The following is a 17,825-nucleotide window of genomic DNA, read 5'->3' on the forward strand; positions in this document are numbered from 1 at the left end:
CCGGGGACCGGCGGCGGCGGGTCCGCCGTCCTCGTCGGCCGGCCACGCGTCCGCCCTCGCCGCCGCCGGCGGCGGCGGCGAGGGGGTGTCCACGGGCAGCTCCGCGGCGATCTGGCCGATGAGGTCCACGAGTTCCTCGACGGGCCGGCCGGTGGCCGCCGCCCGTACCGCCTCGTGGCCGCAGGGCGGTTCCAGCGGGGTCCGGTGCAGCAGGGCCACGAGCCGGCTCACGTCCTCCAGCGGACGGCACTCGGCCGCGGCGCGGATCGCCTCGTCCGCGCTGTCGGCGTCGCGCGGCGGCAGGGTCAGCAAAGCGGCCAGCCGGGTGACGTCCTCCACGGACCGGTCCACTCCGACAGCGCGCAGCGCGGCGACGTTGGCCTGTGCGTACCGCGGCGATCGTTCGAGCAGTGTGACGAGGTGGACGATGTCCTCCAGGGACCGGTCGGCCACGGCGGCACGTACGAGTTCGCCGACCGGATCGCCGTACGACGACGCGACGGCGGGGTCGGCCGGTTCGGCGGGGGGTATGCCCGCTTCGTTCGATTGGGCTTCCGATGGACGGGGCGTCATCCTCGGCTCCGGGGGAAGGATGCGGTCGCTCCTGCGCCACCGATGTGAGACATGCGACGTTACGGTGACCATGACTAGGCGCCTCCGCCGCGGCGTGCCACTCGGGTGACCCACTGGTATGAGCGCCGCGTCCGGCGGGTCATAGCGGGGCCGTAACCGGGAATCCGACAACTGACGGGCGCGTGGTGCCGCCCGCCGGACGGGAGGGGGCGGGCCGTGGACTCGACCACCACGCTGATCGTCGTCGCCGCGGTACTCGCGGCACTGGTACTGGCCGTGGCCGTGCTGCTGGTGGTGCGGCTGGTGCGGGCCCGGCGCAGTCTGCGGCGGGCGGGACTGCCGACCGGGCCGCGCTGGGTGTTCTGGGGTGCCCTGCTGTACTTCGTGCTGCCGACCGATCTGCTGCCCGATCCGGTCTACCTGGACGACATCGGCGTACTGCTCCTGGCGCTGCGCACCCTGCGTCCCTCCGCCGGGACGCCCGAGCGCGGTGCACCGAACGGGACATGACTACGCACCGTAAGGAAACCAATCACCCGTTCGATTCGTATAAGTCTCTGGAAGCCCGAGGAAGTCGGCGGACCGAGCGAGGCCGCAGGGTGACCGTCGTTTGATCGAGCAGCACCGGCGAGGGAGAGACGATGCAACCGTTCGCGCTCAACTACGCACGTCCGGCAGCGGAGTTGGAGGCCACCACTCCGTACGTCTATGACTCCGGACTGCAGTTGAACGTGCTCTTCGACGGGCGGATCGCCGCCCGCGACCACGGCCTGATGAGGGAACTGGGGACCACGACCTCCACCGCGGGCTCCAAGACGCACTTCGACGACTGAACACGGCGCGGCCGAAATGACCGTGTTGATTCTTACCTGCGAAGAGGACGTGACCGCCGACATGGTGGTCGTGCACCTCAACGCGACGGGGGTTCCGGTGGTCCGGCTCGACCCCGCCGACCTGACCGGCGGGGTGGCACTGTCCGGCGAGTTCGTCCACGGCGCGTTCCGGGGTCATCTCTCGTCGGGGGGACGCCTGGTGAGCCTCGACGGGCTGCGCTCCATCTGGGTGCGCAGGCCGGGGATCCCGGCCGCACGGGCCGCCGTGCCCTCCGCCTGGCTGACCGAGGAGGCCTCACAGGCGCTCTACGGGATGCTCCGCGGCTGCGACGCCCGCTGGATGAACCATCCCGACGCGGCCCGCCGGGCCCGCCACAAGCCCTGGCAGCTCCGGCTCGCCCAGCACTGCGGTCTGCCGGTGCCGGCCACCCTCATCACGACGTTTCCGCAGGCGGCCCGCGAGTTCTCGGAACGTTATCCGGACCTGGTGGTCAAGCCGGTCTCCGGCGCCCACCCACAGGATCCGCCCCGGGCCGTGCCGACCAGCCGGGTCGCCCCCGACACCGACTTCTCCGCCGTCGCGTTCGGGCCGACGTTGCTGCAGCGTCGGGTCGCCAAGCGGGCCGACATCCGCCTGACCGTCGTGGGCGAGCGGCTACTGGCCGCCCGCAAGGCCGTCGCCGACGACGCTGAGCCCGACGAGGTGGACGTCCGCTTCGCGCCGAGCACCGAGCCCTGGCGTCCCGTCGAGGTGCCGCCGCGCGTCGCCGCGGCGGTGCGGGCCTACGTCCGGGACGCCGAACTGGCCTACGGCGCCTTCGACTTCGCCGAGGACGCGGACCGGACGTGGTGGTTTTTGGAGTGCAATCAGTCGGGGCAGTTCGGCTTCGTCGAGGTGGAGACGGGCCAGCCCATCGCGCACAGCGTCGCCGAGTGGCTGGCCCAGCCGGGCCCGCGGCCGCGGGCCCACGTCAACGGCCCCGACTCCGCGCTGCGCTGAGTCCGGGTCAGTAGGGCCGCGGACCGGGCAGGGCAGCCCGCTGCCAGCCCGCGCCCGGGGCGGCCTGACGGTCGGTGGGGAGGGAGGAGCCGAGGGAGGACTGCAGCGGTCGCATGACGTACTCCAGCTCCCTGGTCACCCGCTCGGCCTCCCTGCGTGTCTGAAGGGGGATGTCGCCGCGCTCCGCGACGAGCCGGTCGTAGATGGGGGAATCCTGGAACACCCGTCAACGCGCCTTTCGTGTCACTGCCCATGCAGTTGGGCACGAATGTCGAGTGTAGGCGCCCTCGCACACCGACACGCACATTCCGGCGCAGGGCTTGACGTCAACACCGATTGCCGTTCACGGGTCAGGCCCCGGTCGTGGAGCCGGGCCGGACGATCATGAGGACGGTGACGGTCGCCCACAGCAGGTTGAAGACGCCGGTGAACATGGCCAGTCGCACCGTGTCGGCGCGCTCCACGGGCCGGTGTTCGCCGAGCTCACCGAGGAGTTCCTCCTGGCGGGGCAGCACGAAGGCGACCAGGACACCGGCCGCCGCCGCGGTCAGGGCCATGGACGTGGTCAGCCAGCCGTCGCCCAGGACGCCCATCGCGGCCGCGGTGGCGAATCCGAGGACGGGGACCGCCAGGCCGATGCCGGAGTAGACACGGCAGATGCGGTGCAGCAGGCGTACGGTGCCGATCCCCGCGATGTCGGATCCGTCCGCGGTCACCTGGACGCGTCTCGCGGCGGGCGGGAACATGCTGGCCGCGACGGTGACGGGGCCGACGGCCACGATGGCGGCCAGGACGTGCAGGGTCAGCAGGAACTTGGTCATCGGGTGGTGTGTCCTTCGGTGCCGCGGTCGACGGTGCCCGCCCACCCTAGGAATCACGCGGGTGATCACACAGAGGCAGAAATGACAGGTTCCAACGGGTTCTCGCCAACGCCCCGTTCAGGCAGCGAGATGGCGAATTTCCTGCCCAGCAGGAGTTCACGGCCCTGGCGGGAATCCGCCTATCGTGGCGCTCATGCACACCGTGGCGATCCTGGCTCTCGATCACGTGGTGCCGTTCGACATGGCGGCGCCCATGACGGTGTTCGACTGGACGCGGCTGCCCGACGGGCGCCGTCCGTACCGGGTGCGGCTGTGCGCACCGTCGCCGGAGGTGCGTGCGGACGGTGGTTTCGGCCTGCGCGTCGAGTGGGGACTGGAGGCGCTGGCGGACGCCGACACCGTCATCGTGCCGGGCTGCTCCGAGGCGGCCGGGCCGACGTCTCCGGCCGTGCTGGCGGCGCTGCGGCGGGCCGCCGAGGCGGGGACGCGGATCGCGTCCGTGTGCGTGGGCGCCTTCGTACTGGCGGAGGCCGGACTGCTGGACGGGCTGGGCGCCACCACGCACTGGGTGGCCGCCGATGTGCTGGCCCGGCGTTTTCCGCGCGTCGACGTGCGGCCGGACGTGCTGTACGTCGACAACGGGCAGATTCTGACGTCGGCCGGGGCGGCCGCGGCCATGGACATGTGTCTGCACATGATCCGGCGGGATCTGGGATCGGCCGTCGCCGCGCACTCCGCCCGGATGTCCGTCATGCCGCTGGAACGGGAGGGCGGGCAGGCGCAGTTCATCGTGCACGAGTACCCGCCCGTGCCAAAGGGCTCGACCCTGGAACCGCTTCTGGAGTGGATCGAGGACCACCTCGCCGACGAGATCACCCTGACGGCGATGGCAGCCCGCTCGGGAATGAGCGAGCGCACCTTCAGCCGTCGTTTCCGCGAGCAGACGGGCACCACGCCGTTGCAGTGGCTGCTGCGGGCACGGGTCCGGCGGGCCCAGTACCTGCTGGAGAACAGCGACCACCCGGTGGAACGGATCGCACGGCAGGCGGGGTTCGGCTCACCCACGGCGTTCCGCGAACGGTTCCGCCGAGTGGTCGGCACCACCCCGCAGACCTACCGCTCCGCGTTCCACGGGAAGACGGTCCACGAAAAGACGGTCCACGGAAAGACGGATGCCGCCCCGGCAGCACACTCCTAGCCCACCGGCTGCCGGGACGGCAAGGTGTCACACCGCCAGCCGCAGGCCGTTCTCCCCGTCCGGGTCGGCGGTGGTGACCGGCGTGCGCCCGGCGTCGGCCAGCAGGGCGTCAGCCTTGGCGACCGCGTCGTGGATGTCGACGGTCCCCATCATCACGCACAGCGTGTAGCTGACGTCCTCCAGTTCACGTGCCGTGGCTTCCCTTTCCCTTTCCGCCTGAGCGATCCGCAGTGATGCGTAGCGAGTCAGCAGCTTCCTGACGACCTTCGGGTCCGGAACGAGCACGTAGCGCCCCTCTCTCGATTTTTCGCTGCGTATGCCCGAACCCCGGCGGACCATTCACATCCATCACCGTTGAGGTCTCATTTGGCGCGTTTTCGTTACGTTCCGGCCTGCGGCCCGCGTACGCCGCGGTCCGCCGCTCGTACACCTCGCGCACGCCCCGCGTCACCGGCCGAGCGGGTTTGGCGGGCCCGCTGTCACTCGCCGAGGGCGCGGGCGAGTTCGGTGGTCGCCCGGGCGATCTCGGTGTCCTCCTCGGCCATCAGCCGGCGCAGGGCACCGCGGCGCTCGCGGACGGCCTGGCGGGCCTCGCGCTCCCACACCACCGGGTTCTCACGGTGGTTGAGCAGCTTGGGGTAGACGGCGGCCGTGCTCTCCCACTGCCGGGCGTCGGCGATGCTCTTGAGCAGCTGGATGATCTCGGCCCGGCAGGTCACGTGGGGGAGCTGGGCGAGTTCCCACAGGAAGGGGACCGTGGCGGCGGTGGCCTGCTCCACCACGAAGCCGTACTGGCAGACGCGTGCCCGCAGGTCGGCGAGAGCGGCCCGGGCGGTTTCGGGGTCGCCCCAGGCGACGCTGCTCAGAAGCAGGGGGATGGCCGCCGCGCAGCCGGTGGAGTCCTGGATGTCCCGCCACGGCACCCGTTCGAGTCCCGTGAGGGGCGTGGTCCTGGCCACCCCGGTCGGCGGCACGTGGTGGTCGGTGCGCTCAGTGCTCGATGGGTGCGTCGGAGCGGTGCGCATGGCGTGGGGCCTTTCCGCGGCGGTCATGGGATGGTCGTCTCAGGGGGGAGGGCAGGCCGACAGCCTGGCCCAGACGGTCTTGCCGGCCGGGGGCTTGAGGGTCCAGCCCCACTCCTCGGCCAGGGCGTCGACGATGCACAGTCCACGGCCGTGCTCCCGCAGGTCGGTGGGGTCGCCGCCGGTGAACTCAGGTGTGTTGGCTCCCGAGTCGGAGACGGTGAGCAGCACATGGCCGGGGTCGAGCAGGAGCCCCAGCCACACCTCCGACTCGCCCGCCGCGGCACGCGGCACCGCGTGTGCCACGGCGTTGGCGGCCAGTTCGGTGATCACCAGGACGGCGTCGTCACTGCGGTGACCGAGCGACCAGCAGTGCAGCGTGTCACGGGTGAAGGCGCGGGCCAGGGCGAAGCCTTCCCCGCTGCATCTGATGCGCAGTGCGGCGGAGTCCGTGGCCTCACCCGGGGACAGGGCAGCGGGCGTGGGTGGCTCGCTCGGGTACGCCGGTCCGGGCCGGGGCGGAGGCCCGCCGGTGACGGCCGCTCCACCCGCTTCCGGCACAGCCCGACCCAGCTCCCGGATCATGTGGTTCGCAGGTGACGACACGGCATCTCCCTGATGCGACGTCAAGACGGGGCGCCTTCTTGGGGGTTGACGCCACGGCTATTATCCACGCTGAAAGCGCCCGCGTGCAATTGCACGAGAAATTGCACGCAAAGAATGTGTGGGGCGGAAGGGGCCGATGACACCTGATCCGGCCCTCCCGGGCCTCCCGGGCAGCCGGGCACGACGCCCGGCGAGGAACGTGAACAGCAAGGAGAGTGTGGTGCCACCAGTGCAGAACGGCGTGCGGGCGAGCTCGTTGGAAGCCCGTTGGATCAAGAGCCGGCACAGCAACGCCGAGGGCAACTGTGTCGAAGTGGCCACTCTGGTCGACGGTGACATCGCCGTGCGCAACTCCCGTCACCCCGACGGGCCGGCTCTCGTCTACACCCCGGCCGAGGTGGCGGCGTTCGTCGCGGGCGCGAAGGAGGGCGAGTTCGACCACCTGCTGTGAGGGCTTCGCCCGGCCAGGGGTCAACTCCCTTCTGTGTACGGACGGATGCGCTGTGACACCGCGGAGTGCGATAATGTGGGCCGTCTCTATGCCGGTTCCCTGGGAGTTTGGATGTCCGCCGAGTCGCAGCGCATCTCCCGACTGCAGCCGTACCTGGACCGGCCCGAGCCGGCCCCGACACTTCTGAAGATGCTGGTCGGCGTGCAGCTGGCGGGTTTCCGCGAGGACGCCGGGTTCGCTCAGGAGCAGGCGGCGCGGGCACTCGGGTTCAGCGCGGCCAAGCTGTCCCGCATCGAGTCCGGCAAGGGCCGCCGGCCTCCGGCGGACAGCGACGTCCGCGCGCTGCTGGAGTTGTACGGCACCGAGGACTACGAGGCCTCCGTGTTGCTGAAGCTGCTGCAGCGTGCCGGTGAGCCGGGCTGGTGGCAGCGTTACGACAAGCGGTTGATGCCCGAGTGGTTCGACCGGCTGGTCGGTCTGCAGGAGGCTGCCGCGGCGATCCGTACGTTCGAGATCCAGTACGTTCCCGGCCTGCTGCAGACGGCGGACTACACGCGGGCGGTGGTCGAGCGCGGTCTGCCCGCGGCGGCCGCGGCCGAGGTCCGGCGCCGGGTGGAACTGCGCACCCGGCGGGCCGAGTTGCTGCTGCGGGCGGACGCTCCGCAGCTGTGGGCGATCATCGACGAGTCGGTCCTGCTGCGCGTGCTGGGCAGCAAGGACGTGATGCGGGCGCAGCTCGAGCACCTCGTCGAGATGGCCCAGCGGCCCAACGTGACCGTGCAGATCGTCCCGCTGGACGTCACGAACGCCTCGGCGCCGGCGATCCCGATCACCTATCTCCGCTTCGGGGGCCTGGACCTGCCCGACGTGGTCTACCTCGAGCACATCAAGAGCGCGAACTTCCTCGAGGACCGTGACGAGACGGAGGAGTACCGGCTGGCGCTGGACCGGCTGGCCGACGAGGCGCTCGAACCCCGGGCTTCGCCGGAGCTGCTGAAGGCGACGATGAAGCAGCGCTACGGCGGATGACGCCCGGCACGGCATGACGACGCCCCTCACGAAGAGACTTCGTGAGGGGCGCTCCTTTACTACCCGGCTAGGGGAGGCGGCCCACGCCGCCGAACTCGATCCACTCGTGGGTGAGCTGACGGGGCGCGACCTCGGTGTCAGGACGCCACGTGGAGACCTCGACCAGACCCGGGTCGAGGATGTCGAGGCCCTCGAACCACTCGGCGACGTCCTTCTCCTGACGCACCCGGCCCCAGTGGCCCTGGGTCGCCTGGTCCATGAAGTTGGTGACGAACTCACGGACCTCGGGGTCCTCGCTGACCAGCTGGCACATCACCAGGAAGCTGCCGGGCACCAGCCGCTTCGCCACGCGCCGGGCCACCGCCAGGGGACCGTCCGTCTCGCTGTCGGGAATGCAGTGCATCACCGAGTTGAAGAGCACGGCGACCGGCTGGTCGAAGTCGATCAGGCGCTGCGTCTCGGGGTGCGAGAAGATCGCGTCCGTCTCCCGCATGTCCGCGTGGATCACGGCGGTGCGCTCGTCCTGCTCCAGCAGGGCGCGGCCGTGGACCAGCACCATCGGGTCGTTGTCGACGTAGACCACGTGCGTGTCCGGGGCGATGCGCTGGGCGACCTGGTGGACGTTGTCCTGGGTGGGCAGGCCTGAACCGTGGTCCAGGAACTGGCGGATGCCGTGTTCCGCCGCCAGCATCTTGACCACCCGCTGGAGGAAGCGCCTGTTGTTGACGGCCAGTCGGCGCGTGCTGGGTACGACCTTGTCGAGTTCCTCGCACGCCGCCCGGTCGGCCGCGTAGTTGTCCTTGCCGCCCAGGTAGTGGTCGTACATGCGCGCGGCCGTGGGCACCGTGGCGTCGATCGAGGTGGACAGCTTGTTACCGGTCTCCATCTTTCCCCCAGCTTCATGCCGTGCCAACTGGCCTGGCAGGACAGGGAGTCCATCCTAGAGACCTGGGGTTTGCCGATGCCAGTCCGCGCCCGTTCCCGGTCTCAGACGGCGTCCAGTTCCGCCCGTTCGGCCGCGGTCAGGACGAGGTCCGCGGCGGCGGACGAGTCGCGGACGGTCCCGGGGCNAGGACAGGGAGTCCATCCTAGAGACCTGGGGTTTGCCGATGCCAGTCCGCGCCCGTTCCCGGTCTCAGACGGCGTCCAGTTCCGCCCGTTCGGCCGCGGTCAGGACGAGGTCCGCGGCGGCGGACGAGTCGCGGACGGTCCCGGGGCGGCTCGCGCCCGGGATCGGCACGACCACCGGCGACTTGGCGAGCATCCAGGCCAGGCACACGCGCTGGGGGCTCACTTGGCGGGCCTCGGCGATCCGCGCGAAGGGGGCGTGCGCGGAGCCCAGTTCACCGGCGCGGGAGATGCCGCCGAGCGGGCTCCAGGGCAGGAAGGCGATGCCGAGTTCGTCGCACAGGCGCAGTTCCGGCTCGCTGGAGCGGAAAGCCGGGGAGAACTGGTTCTGCACGGCGACCAGCCGGCCGCCGAGGATGTCGTTGGCCTGGCGGATCTGGTCCGGGTTCGCGTTGGAGATCCCCGCCATGCGGATCTTCCCCTCGTCGAGGAGGTCCCGGATCGCGCCGACGGACTCCGCGTAGGGCACCCGCGGGTCGGGGCGGTGGAACTGGTAGAGCCCGATGGCCTCCACGCCCAGCCGGCGCAGCGAGGCCTCGCAGGCGTCCTTGAGGTGCCGAGGGCTGCCGTCCAGGGTCCAGCTCCCGTCGCCGGGGCGCAGGTGCCCGCCCTTGGTGGCGACCAGGACGTCCCCGCCGAGGTCGTGCGAGGCGAGGGCCTTGGCGATCAGGGTCTCGTTGTGTCCGACCTCGTCGGCGCCCTGGTGGTAGGCGTCCGCGGTGTCGACCAGCGTCACGCCGGCGTCCAGGGCCGCGTGGATCGTGGCGAGGGAGCGGGTCTCGTCCGGCCGTCCCTCGATCGACATGGGCATGGCGCCCAGGCCGATCGCGCTGACCTCGACGTCACCGATACGGCGAGTGTGCATGGGTTCGTGACCTCTTTCGGCTGTCGCGCGGTCCCGTTGGCGTCCGACGCGGCCGGACTCGGGGTGGCGGCGGCGCCGTACACAGTCCAGCGTCGCCGGAGCGGACCCCAACGGTCCAATAGAAGAACGAGAACGGATTCAGCAGCCGGGGCGCTGAATCCGTTCTCGGTCAGGCTGCGCGGCGTCAGGAACCGCGCGATGTCAGAACCCGCGCGCCCTCAGGAATCGCGCGACCTCATGAACCGCGCACCTCAGGAACCGCGCACCTCAGGAACCGCGCGACGTCACGAACTGCGCGAGGTGAGGTACTTCTCGACTCCGGGGGCGCGGTGCGCGTCCTCCACGCCGACCAGCCCGCCGACCGCCTTCGGGTCGGGCCGCAACACGTAGGTGGACAGGCTCGCGGGCCGGGCCACGTCGGAGAAGTCCTGCGGTGAACCGAGGCCGGTGTCGGCGTTCTTCTGCGCGCGGTGTGCCTTGACCACGTCCTCCCTGGCCAGGCTGCCCGCCTTGCAGGCCTTCTCCAGGTCGGCGCCCAGGAGTTGGGCGGCGTTGTAGCCGGACAGCACGCCGGAGTCGACCGGGGAGCCGGGGTACTTCTTCCCGTACGCGGCGACCATGCGGCGCACCGCCGGCAGGTCGGAGCTCACGGCCGGTGCGGCGCTCACCACGTGCAGCATGGCCTTCATCGCGGCCGCCGCGGGCGTCTTCATCAGCTGGGGCGCGAAGCCCGGGGCGCTGCTGACGATCGGCACGCGCAGCCCTCGGGAGGCGGCGACCCCGGTCAGGGAGGCCGTCTGGGCCGGTCCCGCGCTGATGAGCACGGCCTTCACGCCCGCCTTGCGCAGCGCGGACACCTGCGCGGACAGGTCGGTGTCGGTGGCCTTGATCTTCTGGCCGACGACCTTCAGCCCCGCCTGCTCCGCCGCCCAGCGGGAGCCTTCCAGCGCGTTGGCCCCGTAGTCGCCCTCGAAGTACACGTGGCCGATCGTGTCGCCCTTGCCCAGTCCCTTCGTCCGGGTGAGGAAGTCGACGGCGGCGATCATGTCGACGTCGTAGGTGGTGCCGAGGACCTGGACGGAGTCCTTGCCGAGGAGGGAGGCCGCCCAGGCCTGCGGGAAGGTCAGCAGTTTGTCGCGCTCGATGTCGTCCAGGAGCGCGGCGACGACGGGCGATCCGATGACCTGGGGCAGGGCCACCACGTCCGCCGAGATGTCGGCGTACGCGGCGACGGCCTTCTGCACGTCGTAGCCGTGGTCCTTGACGACGATCTCGACCTTGCGGCCGCACACGCCGCCCTTGGCGTTGGTCTCGTCGGCCCACATCTTCTGCGCCTGCACGATGCTCTTGCCGAGGGTGGCGTAGGGGCCGGTCAGGTCGGTCAGCGCGCCGAGCCTGACGGTCTTGTCGGTGACGCCGGGGCCCGCCTTCACGCCGTCGGCGCCGTCGCCGGTGCTCTGGCCGCCGGCTTTGGAGCTGCAGCCCGCCATCAGCAGGGCGACGGCCGCGGCGGTGGCGACGGCGGTGAGGCGGTTTCTGTGGTGCGTGACGTTCACGGGGTGTGCTCCTTGGTTCGTACGGCTGGGGTGGATCCCTGGGAGGGGGGCGCGGGCGTCGGTAGGTGGCCGCGGGAGCGTCTGGTACGCAGCCGTCGGATCAGTCCGTGCAGTCCGCCGGGCGTGTACAGCAGCACCAGGACGATCGCCGCGCCGTAGAGGTAGCGGGCCGCCTCGGTCGGGCCGACGACGCCGTCGGACGCTCCCGGCGCCGTCACCAGCGGCAACTGGTCGGCGTAGCGCGTCATCAGCAGCGGAAGCGCGGTGACGAAGACGGCTCCCGCGGTGGCTCCGGCCACGGAGCCCAGGCCGCCGATGACGATCATGGCGAGGTAGTCGACGGAGAGCGCCAGGGCGAAGTAGTCCGGCACGACCCGGCGGAAGGCGAGTGCCAGCAGTACCCCGGCCAGTCCCGCGTACATCGAGGACACGACGAAGGCCGCCGAGCGGTAGCGGGCCACGTGGACGCCCATCACGGCAGCCGCCGTCTCGCTGTCGCGCAGCGCCGTCAGGGCCCGGCCGGGACGCCCGCGCAGCAGGCCGCGCGCCGTGAACCAGGTGAGGGCGAACAGTGCCAGGCCGAGGTACCACAGCCGTTCCGCGGCCCCGAAGGGCACGCCGAGCAGCACCAGTTGGGGATCACTGTCGGTGAAGCCCGGCAGTGGCGGGACCGAGCGGCCGTTGAAGCCACCGGTGACGGAGTCCGCGGTCAGCAGGACGTGGTGGCCGAGGAACACCAGCGCGAGCGTGGCGACGCCCAGGTAGATGCCGCGCACCCGGCCGGCGACGGGACTGAACAGGCCGCCCGCCGCTCCGGCGAGGAGCACCGCCAGGACGAGGGCGAGCACGGGCGGGAGCCCCGGTCCGGGCTCTCCCGCGAGCCACACGTAGCCGTACGCTCCCACGGCGAGGAAGAAGGCGTGGCCGAGGGAGAGTTGTCCCGCGGTCCCGGTCAGCAGACCGAGGCCGACGGCACCGATGGCCGCCGCCAGCGAGAACAGGCCGATGCGCAGCCAGAAGGCGTCCAGGTAGAAGGGCAGTACGCACAGGAGGACGAGGGGAAGGCCTCTTCTCCCCCAGTGCAGGGCCCGGGTCGTGGAGGTGGAGTCAGACACGTGCCGCTCCCCTCGCGCCGAACAGCCCGGTGGGCCGCACGAGAAGCACCAGCACCATCACGGCATACGGGGCGACGTCGCCGAATCCCTCGCCCAGGACGTGCAGTTCCGACTGGTAGCCGGCCACCAGGGCCTCGGTCAGGCCGATCAGCATGCTGCCGGCGAGGGCACCGGCCGGTGACGTCATGCCGCCGAGGATCGCGGCCGGGAAGGCCTTGAGGGCGATCTGGCCGGTGGTGCGCTCCAGTCCGGGCGCCGGGAAGGCCACGAGGAAGACCGCGGCCAGTGCGGCGAGGGCGCCCGCCAGGCACCAGGCGAGGGTGCGCACCCGTGCCAGCCTCACGCCCATCAGGGCGGCGGCCTCCCTGTCCTCGGCCGCGGCCCGCAGGGACAGGCCCCAGGCGGTGAACCGGAAGAGGGCGAAGACCGCTCCGATGACCACGGCCGACACGACGATCGCGGCGAGCCTGCTGTCGGCGACGGTCACCGGTCCGAGGTCGCGCACCGAGTCGCCCCAGGGGTCTCCCAGGGACAGCAGGTCGCCCCCGATGCGCCGGGACAGGTCGGTGACCAGGACGATGTCGATGCCGATGGTCACGATGGTCTGCACATGGGCGGCGTGCGGATCCGGCTCGCCGCGCTGCAGCAGGAGGCGGTCGAGCGCTCCGGCCACGGTCGCCGTCACCACCACGGCGAGGGCCAGCGCACCGGCGAAGCCGAGGTGCTCGTGCAGGACCGCGGTGAGGTAGCCGCCGAGCAGGAGCAGGGAGCCGTGGGCGAAGTTCAGTACGCCCGACGCCTTGAAGATGACGACGAAGCCGAGGGCGACGAGGGCGTAGACCGAGCCGAGGGCGAGGCCGTTGAGGAGGTTGTCGAGAAGTCCGGTCATGCCACGTCCTCCTGCGGGTTTTCGGTGCCGAGGTAGGCGCGCAGCACCTCGGGGTCGCGCCGGACCTCGTCGGGGGTTCCGCCGGCGATGCGGCGGCCGAAGTCGAGGACGGTGACCTCGTCCGCGAGACGCATGACCAGGCCCATGTCGTGCTCCACGAGGACGACGGACAGGCCGAGTTCGGTACGGACGTTGCGGACCGCCTCGGCGGTGCGGGCGCGTTCGGCGGCGTTCATGCCGGCCACGGGCTCGTCGAGGAGCAGCACGCTCGGTTCCAGGCACAGGGCGCGCGCGAACTCCACGCGCTTGCGGTCGCCGTACGGCAGCAGCGCGACCGGTGTGTCGAAGTGCTTTCCCAGGCCGGTGAGTTCGGCGATCTCGCGAGTCCTGGCGAGGTGTTCGCGCTGTTCCCGGGCGGCCCACGGCAGGCGTAGGGCGCTGGCCGTGAAACCGGCGCGGGACAGCACGTGTCGGCCGAGCATGAGATTGTCCGCGACGGTTCCCTCGGTGGTGACGATGTTCTGGAAGGTTCGTGCCACGCCCAGGGCGGCGATGCGGTGCGGCGGGAGCCGGGTCAGTTCCGCGTCCCCGAGCACGACGGTGCCGGAGGCGGGCCGGCACAGGCCGGACAGGACGTTGAAGCAGGTGGACTTGCCGGCCCCGTTGGGTCCGATGAGGGCGTGCACCGATCCCGGGGCGACGGTGAAGGACACGTCGTCGAGCGCGGTGAGCCCGGCGAAGCGCACGGTGACGTCCCGGACCCGCAGCTCGGGGGGCTCGGTGGCTCGCGGTCGCGGTGCGGACGTGCTCACGCGGCCCCCTGACCGGCATCGGAGGGGTGGTCGGTGCCGGTCTGCTCGCCGAGGTACAGGCGGCGCACCGCGTCGGTGCGGGCCAGCTCGTCAGCGGGGCCGGACAGCCGGACCTCGCCCACCTCCAGGACATGGGCGTGGTCCGCGAGCGAGAGCGCCATGCCCGCGTTCTGCTCGACCAGCAGGACGGCCGTGCCCTGGGCGTTGATCTCGCGGACGACTTCGGCGATCCGGTACACCATCTGCGGAGCCAGGCCGAGCGAGGGTTCGTCGAGCAGGAGCAGGCGGGGGGCCGCCATCAGGGCGCGGCCGATGGCCAGCATCTGCTGTTCGCCCCCGGACAGCAGGCCGGCGGCCTGCTGGGTGCGTTCGGCGAGGCGGGGGAAGAGGGCGAACACCCGGTCCCGGCCGTCGCGGACGGGCGCCGGGCTGCGCCGGCCGAGGCCGAGGCCGCCGCTGCGCAGGTTCTCGTCGACGGTGAGCCCGGCGAACACGCGCCTGCCCTCGGGAACCTGGACGACTCCGGCGCGTACCGCGGTGACCGGGTCCCGTCCGTCGAGCTCCGTGTCTCCGTAGCGGATGCGGCCACCTGTGATCGTCCCGCGATGCAGCCGGAGCGTGCCCGACACCGCTCGCAGCAGGGTCGTCTTGCCGGCGCCGTTGGCGCCGAGCAGGGTGACGACGCCGCCGTGCGGGACGGTCAGTGACACCGAGCGGAGGGCGGACAGGGCACGGCCGTAGGTGACGTCGAGGTTCTCGACGTGCAGGGCGGCTTCCTCGTCCGGTGGACGTGCGGGCATCGCGGCTCCTGGATTCCGTGCCGGGCGGCACGGGCTGCGGGTGAAGGGGAGCTCACGACAGCACGGGCGCCGACCGCCGGTACAGGACTTGGGGCGTGGTCGCTGCACCGTCCCAGCGCCCGCCCGGTGGCCTTGTGCGGCTGCCCAGGGGGTACGGGACGGGCGGCGTCGTCAGTCGCGCAGCAGCCGGGGGGCGGTGAGGGCCAGGCTGATCTCCACCACGCCCGAGGGGCGGGCCGACGCCCTGTGCGGCGGCCGCCAGGGGTTCCGGCACGGCGGTCGTCGTCAGCCACACAGCCGCCGACGGGCCGTGAGGGCCAAGCTGATCTCCACCACGCCCGAGGGGCTGGCCGACGACCGGCCCATGGCCCCGAGCGGCGGCCGCCCAGCGGGTCCCGGCCCGCCGGGCGTCGTCAGCCACTCAGCCGCCGCCGGGCCGTGAGGGCCAAGCTGATCTCCACCACGCCCGAGGGGCTGGCCGACGACCGGCCCATGGCCCCGTGCGGCGGCCGCCCAGCGGGTCCCGGCACGGCGGTCGTCGTCAGCCACACAGCCGCCGGCGGACGGTGAGGGCCAAGCTGATCTCCACCACGCCCGAGGGGCAGGCCGACGACCGGCCCATGGCCCCGTGCGGCGGCCGCCCAGCGGGTCCCGGCCCGCCGGGCGTCGTCAGCCACTCAGCCGCCGACGGGCCGTGAGGGCCAAGCTGATCTCCACCACGCCCGAGGGGCAGGCCGCCGACCGGCCCATGGCCCCGTGCGGCGGCCGCCCAGCGGGTCCCGGCCCGCCGGGCGTCGTCAGCCACTCAGCCGCCGACGGGCCGTGAGGGCCAAGCTGATCTCCACCACGCCCGAGGGGCAGGCCGACGACCGGCCCATGGCCCCGTGCGGCGGCCGCCCAGCGGGTCCCGGCACGGCGGTCGTCGTCAGTCGCGCAGCAGCCGGCGGGCGGTGAGGGCCAGGCTGATCTCCACCACGTCCGTGGGGCGGGCCAGCGACCTGCCCGTCAGGTGTTCGCAGCGCCGCAGCCGGTTCAGCACGGTGTTGCGGTGGCAGTAGAGCCGCTCGCCGGCCCGCTGCGCGGAGCCGTCGCAGGCGAGCCAGGTGGCCAGGGTCTCCAGCAGTACGTCCCGGTCCCCCTGCTCCAGGCACAGCAGCGGGCCGAGCACCCGGTCGGCGAGGGCCCTGCCCAGTTCCGGGCTGGTGACGACGAGGGCGGCGGGGAGGTGCTCGGTGAGCCGGACCGCTCCGCCGTCGGCGGGGCAGATGCCGAGCGCGGTGTCGGCCTGTCTGCGGGCGTCGCCGATGCCGGCCAGCCCCTCGACGACGCCGCCGACGCCGATCCTCGCGCCCGCCGCGGGTCCGTCCGGCCGGGGCGCGGGTTCCGGCGGGTCGCCGCTGCCGACCAGGACGATCCCGTAGTCCACCTCGACGCCGGTGTGCCAGTGGACGCGCAGGCCGTCGGGTACGGCGGCGGCTCGGGCGCCGGCGCAGCCGGCGGGGTCCGGGCCGGCGACCGCGACGACGGCGTACCGCCCGTGTTCGGGCAGGTCCAGCGCCTGGGCAGTCTCGGGCAGGTCGGCGATGCGGCTGGTGCCCTCGAGCAGGGCGGCGGCCAGCAGTCGCACCCGGTTCTCGCGCCGCCAGCTCAACTGCCGCTCGACCTGCCGGTAGGCGTCCGCGACGAGCGAGCAGTGCTCGTCGACGAAGTTCCAGACGTCCGACGCCACATGGACCAGGAGGCGTACGTCCTCGGGGGCGGTTCGGGAGGTCTCCTCCACCAGTCCCTGCCACACCAGCGACCCGCCGAGGCGGAAGGCGTGCAGCAGGGCGTCCAGCGGCAGCCCCTGTTCGGCACGGGTGGCTCCGATCTTCCACGAGCAGCGGCGGGCCGCGTCCCGGGCGCTGCGGGGATCGATCAGTGAGGTCACGCTGTGCCGCAGTGACCGGTGCACTTCCTGCCAGGTCCCGACGGGGTCGCTCTCCCGTGCGGCCCGGTAGGCCGGCTCCTGTTCCTGGAGGACGGCCAGCAGGCGGTCGGTCAGGTCGGGCAGGTCGTCCAGCAGCACGCGGGCGGCGCGGTGCAGGACGTGCAGGGCGTCGGCGTCGATCAGCGACCGCACGCGCCGGGTCCGCGGCTGTGGACCGGCCGCCGGTCCTGGGCGCAGCGCTGTTCGTGGTCGTACGGCGTGGTGCATCACGGTCCTCCCCCACGTTCGGCGGCGCGGCACGGCGTCCGCGGCGGACTCCCGGCTGGTCCGAGGTTCTTTCCGCGGCGCCTGCCACTCGAGGCGTCCTGCCCCGAAGGATGGCATACCGTCCGGTCGGTCCCTAGGGTCGTGCACCGGTCTGTTCCGCCTGATCGACCATGCGCGCCAGTTCGACCCGGGAGCGCAGGCCGAGGGCGGCGAAGACGTTTCGCAGGTGGTAGTCGACCGTGCGGGTGCTCACGGCCAGCCGCAGCGCCACCTCCCGGTTCGTGGCACCCTCGGCCACGTACCGCGCGATGCGCAGTTGCTGCGGCGTCAGGCGGGACAGCGCGTCCGACCCGGTCGGGCAGGGAGCGGTCCCGTGCGCCCGCAGCTCGGCGCCGGCCTGCTGTGCCCATACCTGCGCGCCGCAGCGGTCGAAGCCGACGAGGGCGGCCCCGAGGCGGTCGCGCGCCTCCCGCAGCCTGCGCCGACGGCGCAGCCATTTCCCGTAGAGGAGTTCGGTACGGGCCCGTTCGAAGTCGCCGCCCGCCTCGTCGTGCAGGGTCAGGGCCCGGCGGTAGAGCGCGTCGGCCTCGTCCGGGCCGGCGAGCAGGGCGCGGCAGCGGGCCAGCTGGGCGGGGGCCTGAGGATCGGCTCCCAGGGCCGCCCACCGGGCGAACTCCTCCAGGACCGTCCGGGTGTCGTCGGGGCTCCCGGCGAGCACGGCGGCCTCCACGTAGCAGGGCACCGCGAGCATCCACACCGCGAAGTGCCCGCGCCGAGGGCCGGGGCGCACCAGCGGGCCGAGCCGGTCGGCGGCGTCGAGCGGGCGGCCGCGCCCCAGATCGGCCCGGGCCGCCGCCCACTGCGCGAGCGTGGCCGCCTGGGCCAGACCGTGCCGACGGGCGATCGCCAGCGCGGCCGTGGCATGCCCGG

The 17,825-nt window shown here is 72.4% G+C and carries 21 protein-coding genes and 1 pseudogene; 7 read left to right on the forward strand and 15 right to left on the reverse strand.

Annotated elements, in window-relative coordinates:
• Positions 1-573 (reverse strand): annotated as a pseudogene (locus ACWBNA_RS46900) (hypothetical protein); the annotation flags it as partial.
• Positions 574-789: 216 nt separating this feature from the next.
• Here ACWBNA_RS46900 and ACWBNA_RS46905 point away from each other — a divergent pair.
• The 3 genes from ACWBNA_RS46905 (at position 790) to tgmB (ending at position 2,406) form a co-directional block, all read left to right on the forward strand.
• The gene (locus tag ACWBNA_RS46905; protein ID WP_482710731.1) at positions 790-1,083 is read left to right on the forward strand and encodes a YkvA family protein; all 294 of its coding nucleotides are present in this window, start codon (positions 790-792) and stop codon (positions 1,081-1,083) included.
• A 131-nt stretch (positions 1,084-1,214) separates the two neighbouring features.
• The gene (gene tgmA / locus ACWBNA_RS46910; protein ID WP_053748325.1) at positions 1,215-1,406 is read left to right on the forward strand and encodes a putative ATP-grasp-modified RiPP; all 192 of its coding nucleotides are present in this window, start codon (positions 1,215-1,217) and stop codon (positions 1,404-1,406) included.
• Between the two features lie 16 nt (positions 1,407-1,422).
• Positions 1,423-2,406 carry an ATP-grasp ribosomal peptide maturase gene (gene tgmB, locus ACWBNA_RS46915; protein ID WP_482710732.1) on the forward strand — a complete coding sequence of 328 codons (984 nt, stop codon included), beginning with the start codon at positions 1,423-1,425 and terminating at the stop codon, positions 2,404-2,406.
• A gap of 7 nt (positions 2,407-2,413) precedes the next feature.
• Here the strand turns inward: tgmB and ACWBNA_RS46920 are convergent, their stop codons facing one another.
• Positions 2,414-2,629: a hypothetical protein gene (locus ACWBNA_RS46920; RefSeq protein WP_482710733.1), complete on the reverse strand. Its 216-nt coding sequence runs from the start codon at positions 2,627-2,629 to the stop codon at positions 2,414-2,416.
• Positions 2,630-2,756: 127 nt separating this feature from the next.
• Positions 2,757-3,227 (reverse strand): hypothetical protein, encoded by a 471-nt coding sequence (locus tag ACWBNA_RS46925; protein ID WP_482710734.1) that lies wholly within the window; start codon positions 3,225-3,227, stop codon positions 2,757-2,759.
• A 193-nt stretch (positions 3,228-3,420) separates the two neighbouring features.
• On the opposite strand from ACWBNA_RS46925, the gene ACWBNA_RS46930 reads away from it, so the two are divergent.
• Positions 3,421-4,425, forward strand: a complete 1,005-nt coding sequence (locus ACWBNA_RS46930; protein WP_482710735.1) for a GlxA family transcriptional regulator — start codon at positions 3,421-3,423, stop codon at positions 4,423-4,425.
• A gap of 27 nt (positions 4,426-4,452) precedes the next feature.
• Here the strand turns inward: ACWBNA_RS46930 and ACWBNA_RS46935 are convergent, their stop codons facing one another.
• The 3 genes from ACWBNA_RS46935 to ACWBNA_RS46945 all read right to left on the reverse strand — a co-directional run bounded on the left by ACWBNA_RS46935 (position 4,453) and on the right by ACWBNA_RS46945 (position 6,032).
• Positions 4,453-4,710 (reverse strand): DUF5133 domain-containing protein, encoded by a 258-nt coding sequence (locus ACWBNA_RS46935; RefSeq protein ID WP_482710736.1) that lies wholly within the window; start codon positions 4,708-4,710, stop codon positions 4,453-4,455.
• Positions 4,711-4,904: 194 nt separating this feature from the next.
• Positions 4,905-5,450: a hypothetical protein gene (locus tag ACWBNA_RS46940; RefSeq protein ID WP_482710749.1), complete on the reverse strand. Its 546-nt coding sequence runs from the start codon at positions 5,448-5,450 to the stop codon at positions 4,905-4,907.
• 39 nt (positions 5,451-5,489) lie between these two features.
• Positions 5,490-6,032 (reverse strand): ATP-binding protein, encoded by a 543-nt coding sequence (locus ACWBNA_RS46945; RefSeq protein WP_482710750.1) that lies wholly within the window; start codon positions 6,030-6,032, stop codon positions 5,490-5,492.
• Positions 6,033-6,273: 241 nt separating this feature from the next.
• On the opposite strand from ACWBNA_RS46945, the gene ACWBNA_RS46950 reads away from it, so the two are divergent.
• Together ACWBNA_RS46950 and ACWBNA_RS46955 are read left to right on the forward strand one after the other, a co-directional pair.
• Positions 6,274-6,504 carry a DUF397 domain-containing protein gene (locus ACWBNA_RS46950; RefSeq protein WP_482710737.1) on the forward strand — a complete coding sequence of 77 codons (231 nt, stop codon included), beginning with the start codon at positions 6,274-6,276 and terminating at the stop codon, positions 6,502-6,504.
• A gap of 111 nt (positions 6,505-6,615) precedes the next feature.
• Entirely contained in the window at positions 6,616-7,533 is a 918-nt protein-coding gene (locus tag ACWBNA_RS46955; RefSeq protein ID WP_482710738.1) for a helix-turn-helix domain-containing protein, read from the forward strand.
• A 67-nt stretch (positions 7,534-7,600) separates the two neighbouring features.
• Here the strand turns inward: ACWBNA_RS46955 and ACWBNA_RS46960 are convergent, their stop codons facing one another.
• From ACWBNA_RS46960 to ACWBNA_RS46990, 7 genes are all read right to left on the reverse strand, one after another.
• A complete protein-coding gene (locus tag ACWBNA_RS46960; RefSeq protein WP_482710739.1) occupies positions 7,601-8,419 on the reverse strand; it encodes an SAM-dependent methyltransferase in 819 nt (272 codons plus the stop codon).
• A 249-nt stretch (positions 8,420-8,668) separates the two neighbouring features.
• The gene (locus ACWBNA_RS46965) at positions 8,669-9,526 is read right to left on the reverse strand and encodes an aldo/keto reductase (RefSeq protein ID WP_482710740.1); all 858 of its coding nucleotides are present in this window, start codon (positions 9,524-9,526) and stop codon (positions 8,669-8,671) included.
• A 284-nt stretch (positions 9,527-9,810) separates the two neighbouring features.
• Complete coding sequence (locus ACWBNA_RS46970) at positions 9,811-11,082, reverse strand: ABC transporter substrate-binding protein (protein WP_482710741.1); 1,272 nt, start codon at positions 11,080-11,082, stop codon at positions 9,811-9,813.
• Positions 11,079-12,197, reverse strand: coding sequence for a branched-chain amino acid ABC transporter permease (locus ACWBNA_RS46975; protein ID WP_482710742.1), 1,119 nt, complete (start codon positions 12,195-12,197; stop codon positions 11,079-11,081). The genes ACWBNA_RS46970 and ACWBNA_RS46975 overlap by 4 nt, the downstream gene beginning before the upstream one ends.
• Positions 12,190-13,086 carry a branched-chain amino acid ABC transporter permease gene (locus tag ACWBNA_RS46980; RefSeq protein WP_482710743.1) on the reverse strand — a complete coding sequence of 299 codons (897 nt, stop codon included), beginning with the start codon at positions 13,084-13,086 and terminating at the stop codon, positions 12,190-12,192. Before ACWBNA_RS46980 ends, ACWBNA_RS46975 begins: the two co-directional genes overlap by 8 nt.
• On the reverse strand, positions 13,083-13,898 hold the full coding sequence (locus ACWBNA_RS46985; protein ID WP_482710744.1) for an ABC transporter ATP-binding protein: 816 nt from the start codon (positions 13,896-13,898) through the stop codon (positions 13,083-13,085). Before ACWBNA_RS46985 ends, ACWBNA_RS46980 begins: the two co-directional genes overlap by 4 nt.
• Positions 13,895-14,698 carry an ABC transporter ATP-binding protein gene (locus ACWBNA_RS46990; protein ID WP_482710745.1) on the reverse strand — a complete coding sequence of 268 codons (804 nt, stop codon included), beginning with the start codon at positions 14,696-14,698 and terminating at the stop codon, positions 13,895-13,897. Before ACWBNA_RS46990 ends, ACWBNA_RS46985 begins: the two co-directional genes overlap by 4 nt.
• A 196-nt stretch (positions 14,699-14,894) precedes the next feature.
• Here ACWBNA_RS46990 and ACWBNA_RS46995 point away from each other — a divergent pair, with 196 nt between their 5' ends.
• Complete coding sequence (locus ACWBNA_RS46995) at positions 14,895-15,140, forward strand: hypothetical protein (protein WP_482710746.1); 246 nt, start codon at positions 14,895-14,897, stop codon at positions 15,138-15,140.
• 483 nt (positions 15,141-15,623) lie between these two features.
• Here ACWBNA_RS46995 and ACWBNA_RS47000 read toward each other — a convergent pair whose 3' ends face one another.
• Both ACWBNA_RS47000 and ACWBNA_RS47005 read right to left on the reverse strand, forming a co-directional pair.
• A complete protein-coding gene (locus tag ACWBNA_RS47000) occupies positions 15,624-16,895 on the reverse strand; it encodes a PucR family transcriptional regulator (RefSeq protein ID WP_482710747.1) in 1,272 nt (423 codons plus the stop codon).
• A gap of 133 nt (positions 16,896-17,028) precedes the next feature.
• Positions 17,029-17,825: helix-turn-helix transcriptional regulator (locus ACWBNA_RS47005; RefSeq protein WP_482710748.1), on the reverse strand; the 797-nt coding region annotated here is incomplete at its 5' end.

It is taken from the genome of Streptomyces sp. Q2, from assembly GCF_056820935.1.

What these genes read in the sequence shown, in the direction of transcription:
- tgmA (WP_053748325.1), top strand. Translation starts at nt 1,215, where the DNA reads ATGCAACCGTTCGCGCTCAACTACGCACGTCCGGCAGCGGAGTTGGAG.
- tgmB (WP_482710732.1), top strand. Translation starts at nt 1,423, where the DNA reads ATGACCGTGTTGATTCTTACCTGCGAAGAGGACGTGACCGCCGACATG.
- ACWBNA_RS46925 (WP_482710734.1), bottom strand. Translation starts at nt 3,227, where the DNA reads ATGACCAAGTTCCTGCTGACCCTGCACGTCCTGGCCGCCATCGTGGCC.
- ACWBNA_RS46930 (WP_482710735.1), top strand. Translation starts at nt 3,421, where the DNA reads ATGCACACCGTGGCGATCCTGGCTCTCGATCACGTGGTGCCGTTCGAC.
- ACWBNA_RS46940 (WP_482710749.1), bottom strand. Translation starts at nt 5,450, where the DNA reads ATGCGCACCGCTCCGACGCACCCATCGAGCACTGAGCGCACCGACCAC.
- ACWBNA_RS46945 (WP_482710750.1), bottom strand. Translation starts at nt 6,032, where the DNA reads ATGATCCGGGAGCTGGGTCGGGCTGTGCCGGAAGCGGGTGGAGCGGCC.
- ACWBNA_RS46955 (WP_482710738.1), top strand. Translation starts at nt 6,616, where the DNA reads ATGTCCGCCGAGTCGCAGCGCATCTCCCGACTGCAGCCGTACCTGGAC.
- ACWBNA_RS46960 (WP_482710739.1), bottom strand. Translation starts at nt 8,419, where the DNA reads ATGGAGACCGGTAACAAGCTGTCCACCTCGATCGACGCCACGGTGCCC.
- ACWBNA_RS46965 (WP_482710740.1), bottom strand. Translation starts at nt 9,526, where the DNA reads ATGCACACTCGCCGTATCGGTGACGTCGAGGTCAGCGCGATCGGCCTG.
- ACWBNA_RS46980 (WP_482710743.1), bottom strand. Translation starts at nt 13,086, where the DNA reads ATGACCGGACTTCTCGACAACCTCCTCAACGGCCTCGCCCTCGGCTCG.
- ACWBNA_RS46990 (WP_482710745.1), bottom strand. Translation starts at nt 14,698, where the DNA reads ATGCCCGCACGTCCACCGGACGAGGAAGCCGCCCTGCACGTCGAGAAC.
- ACWBNA_RS47000 (WP_482710747.1), bottom strand. Translation starts at nt 16,895, where the DNA reads ATGCACCACGCCGTACGACCACGAACAGCGCTGCGCCCAGGACCGGCG.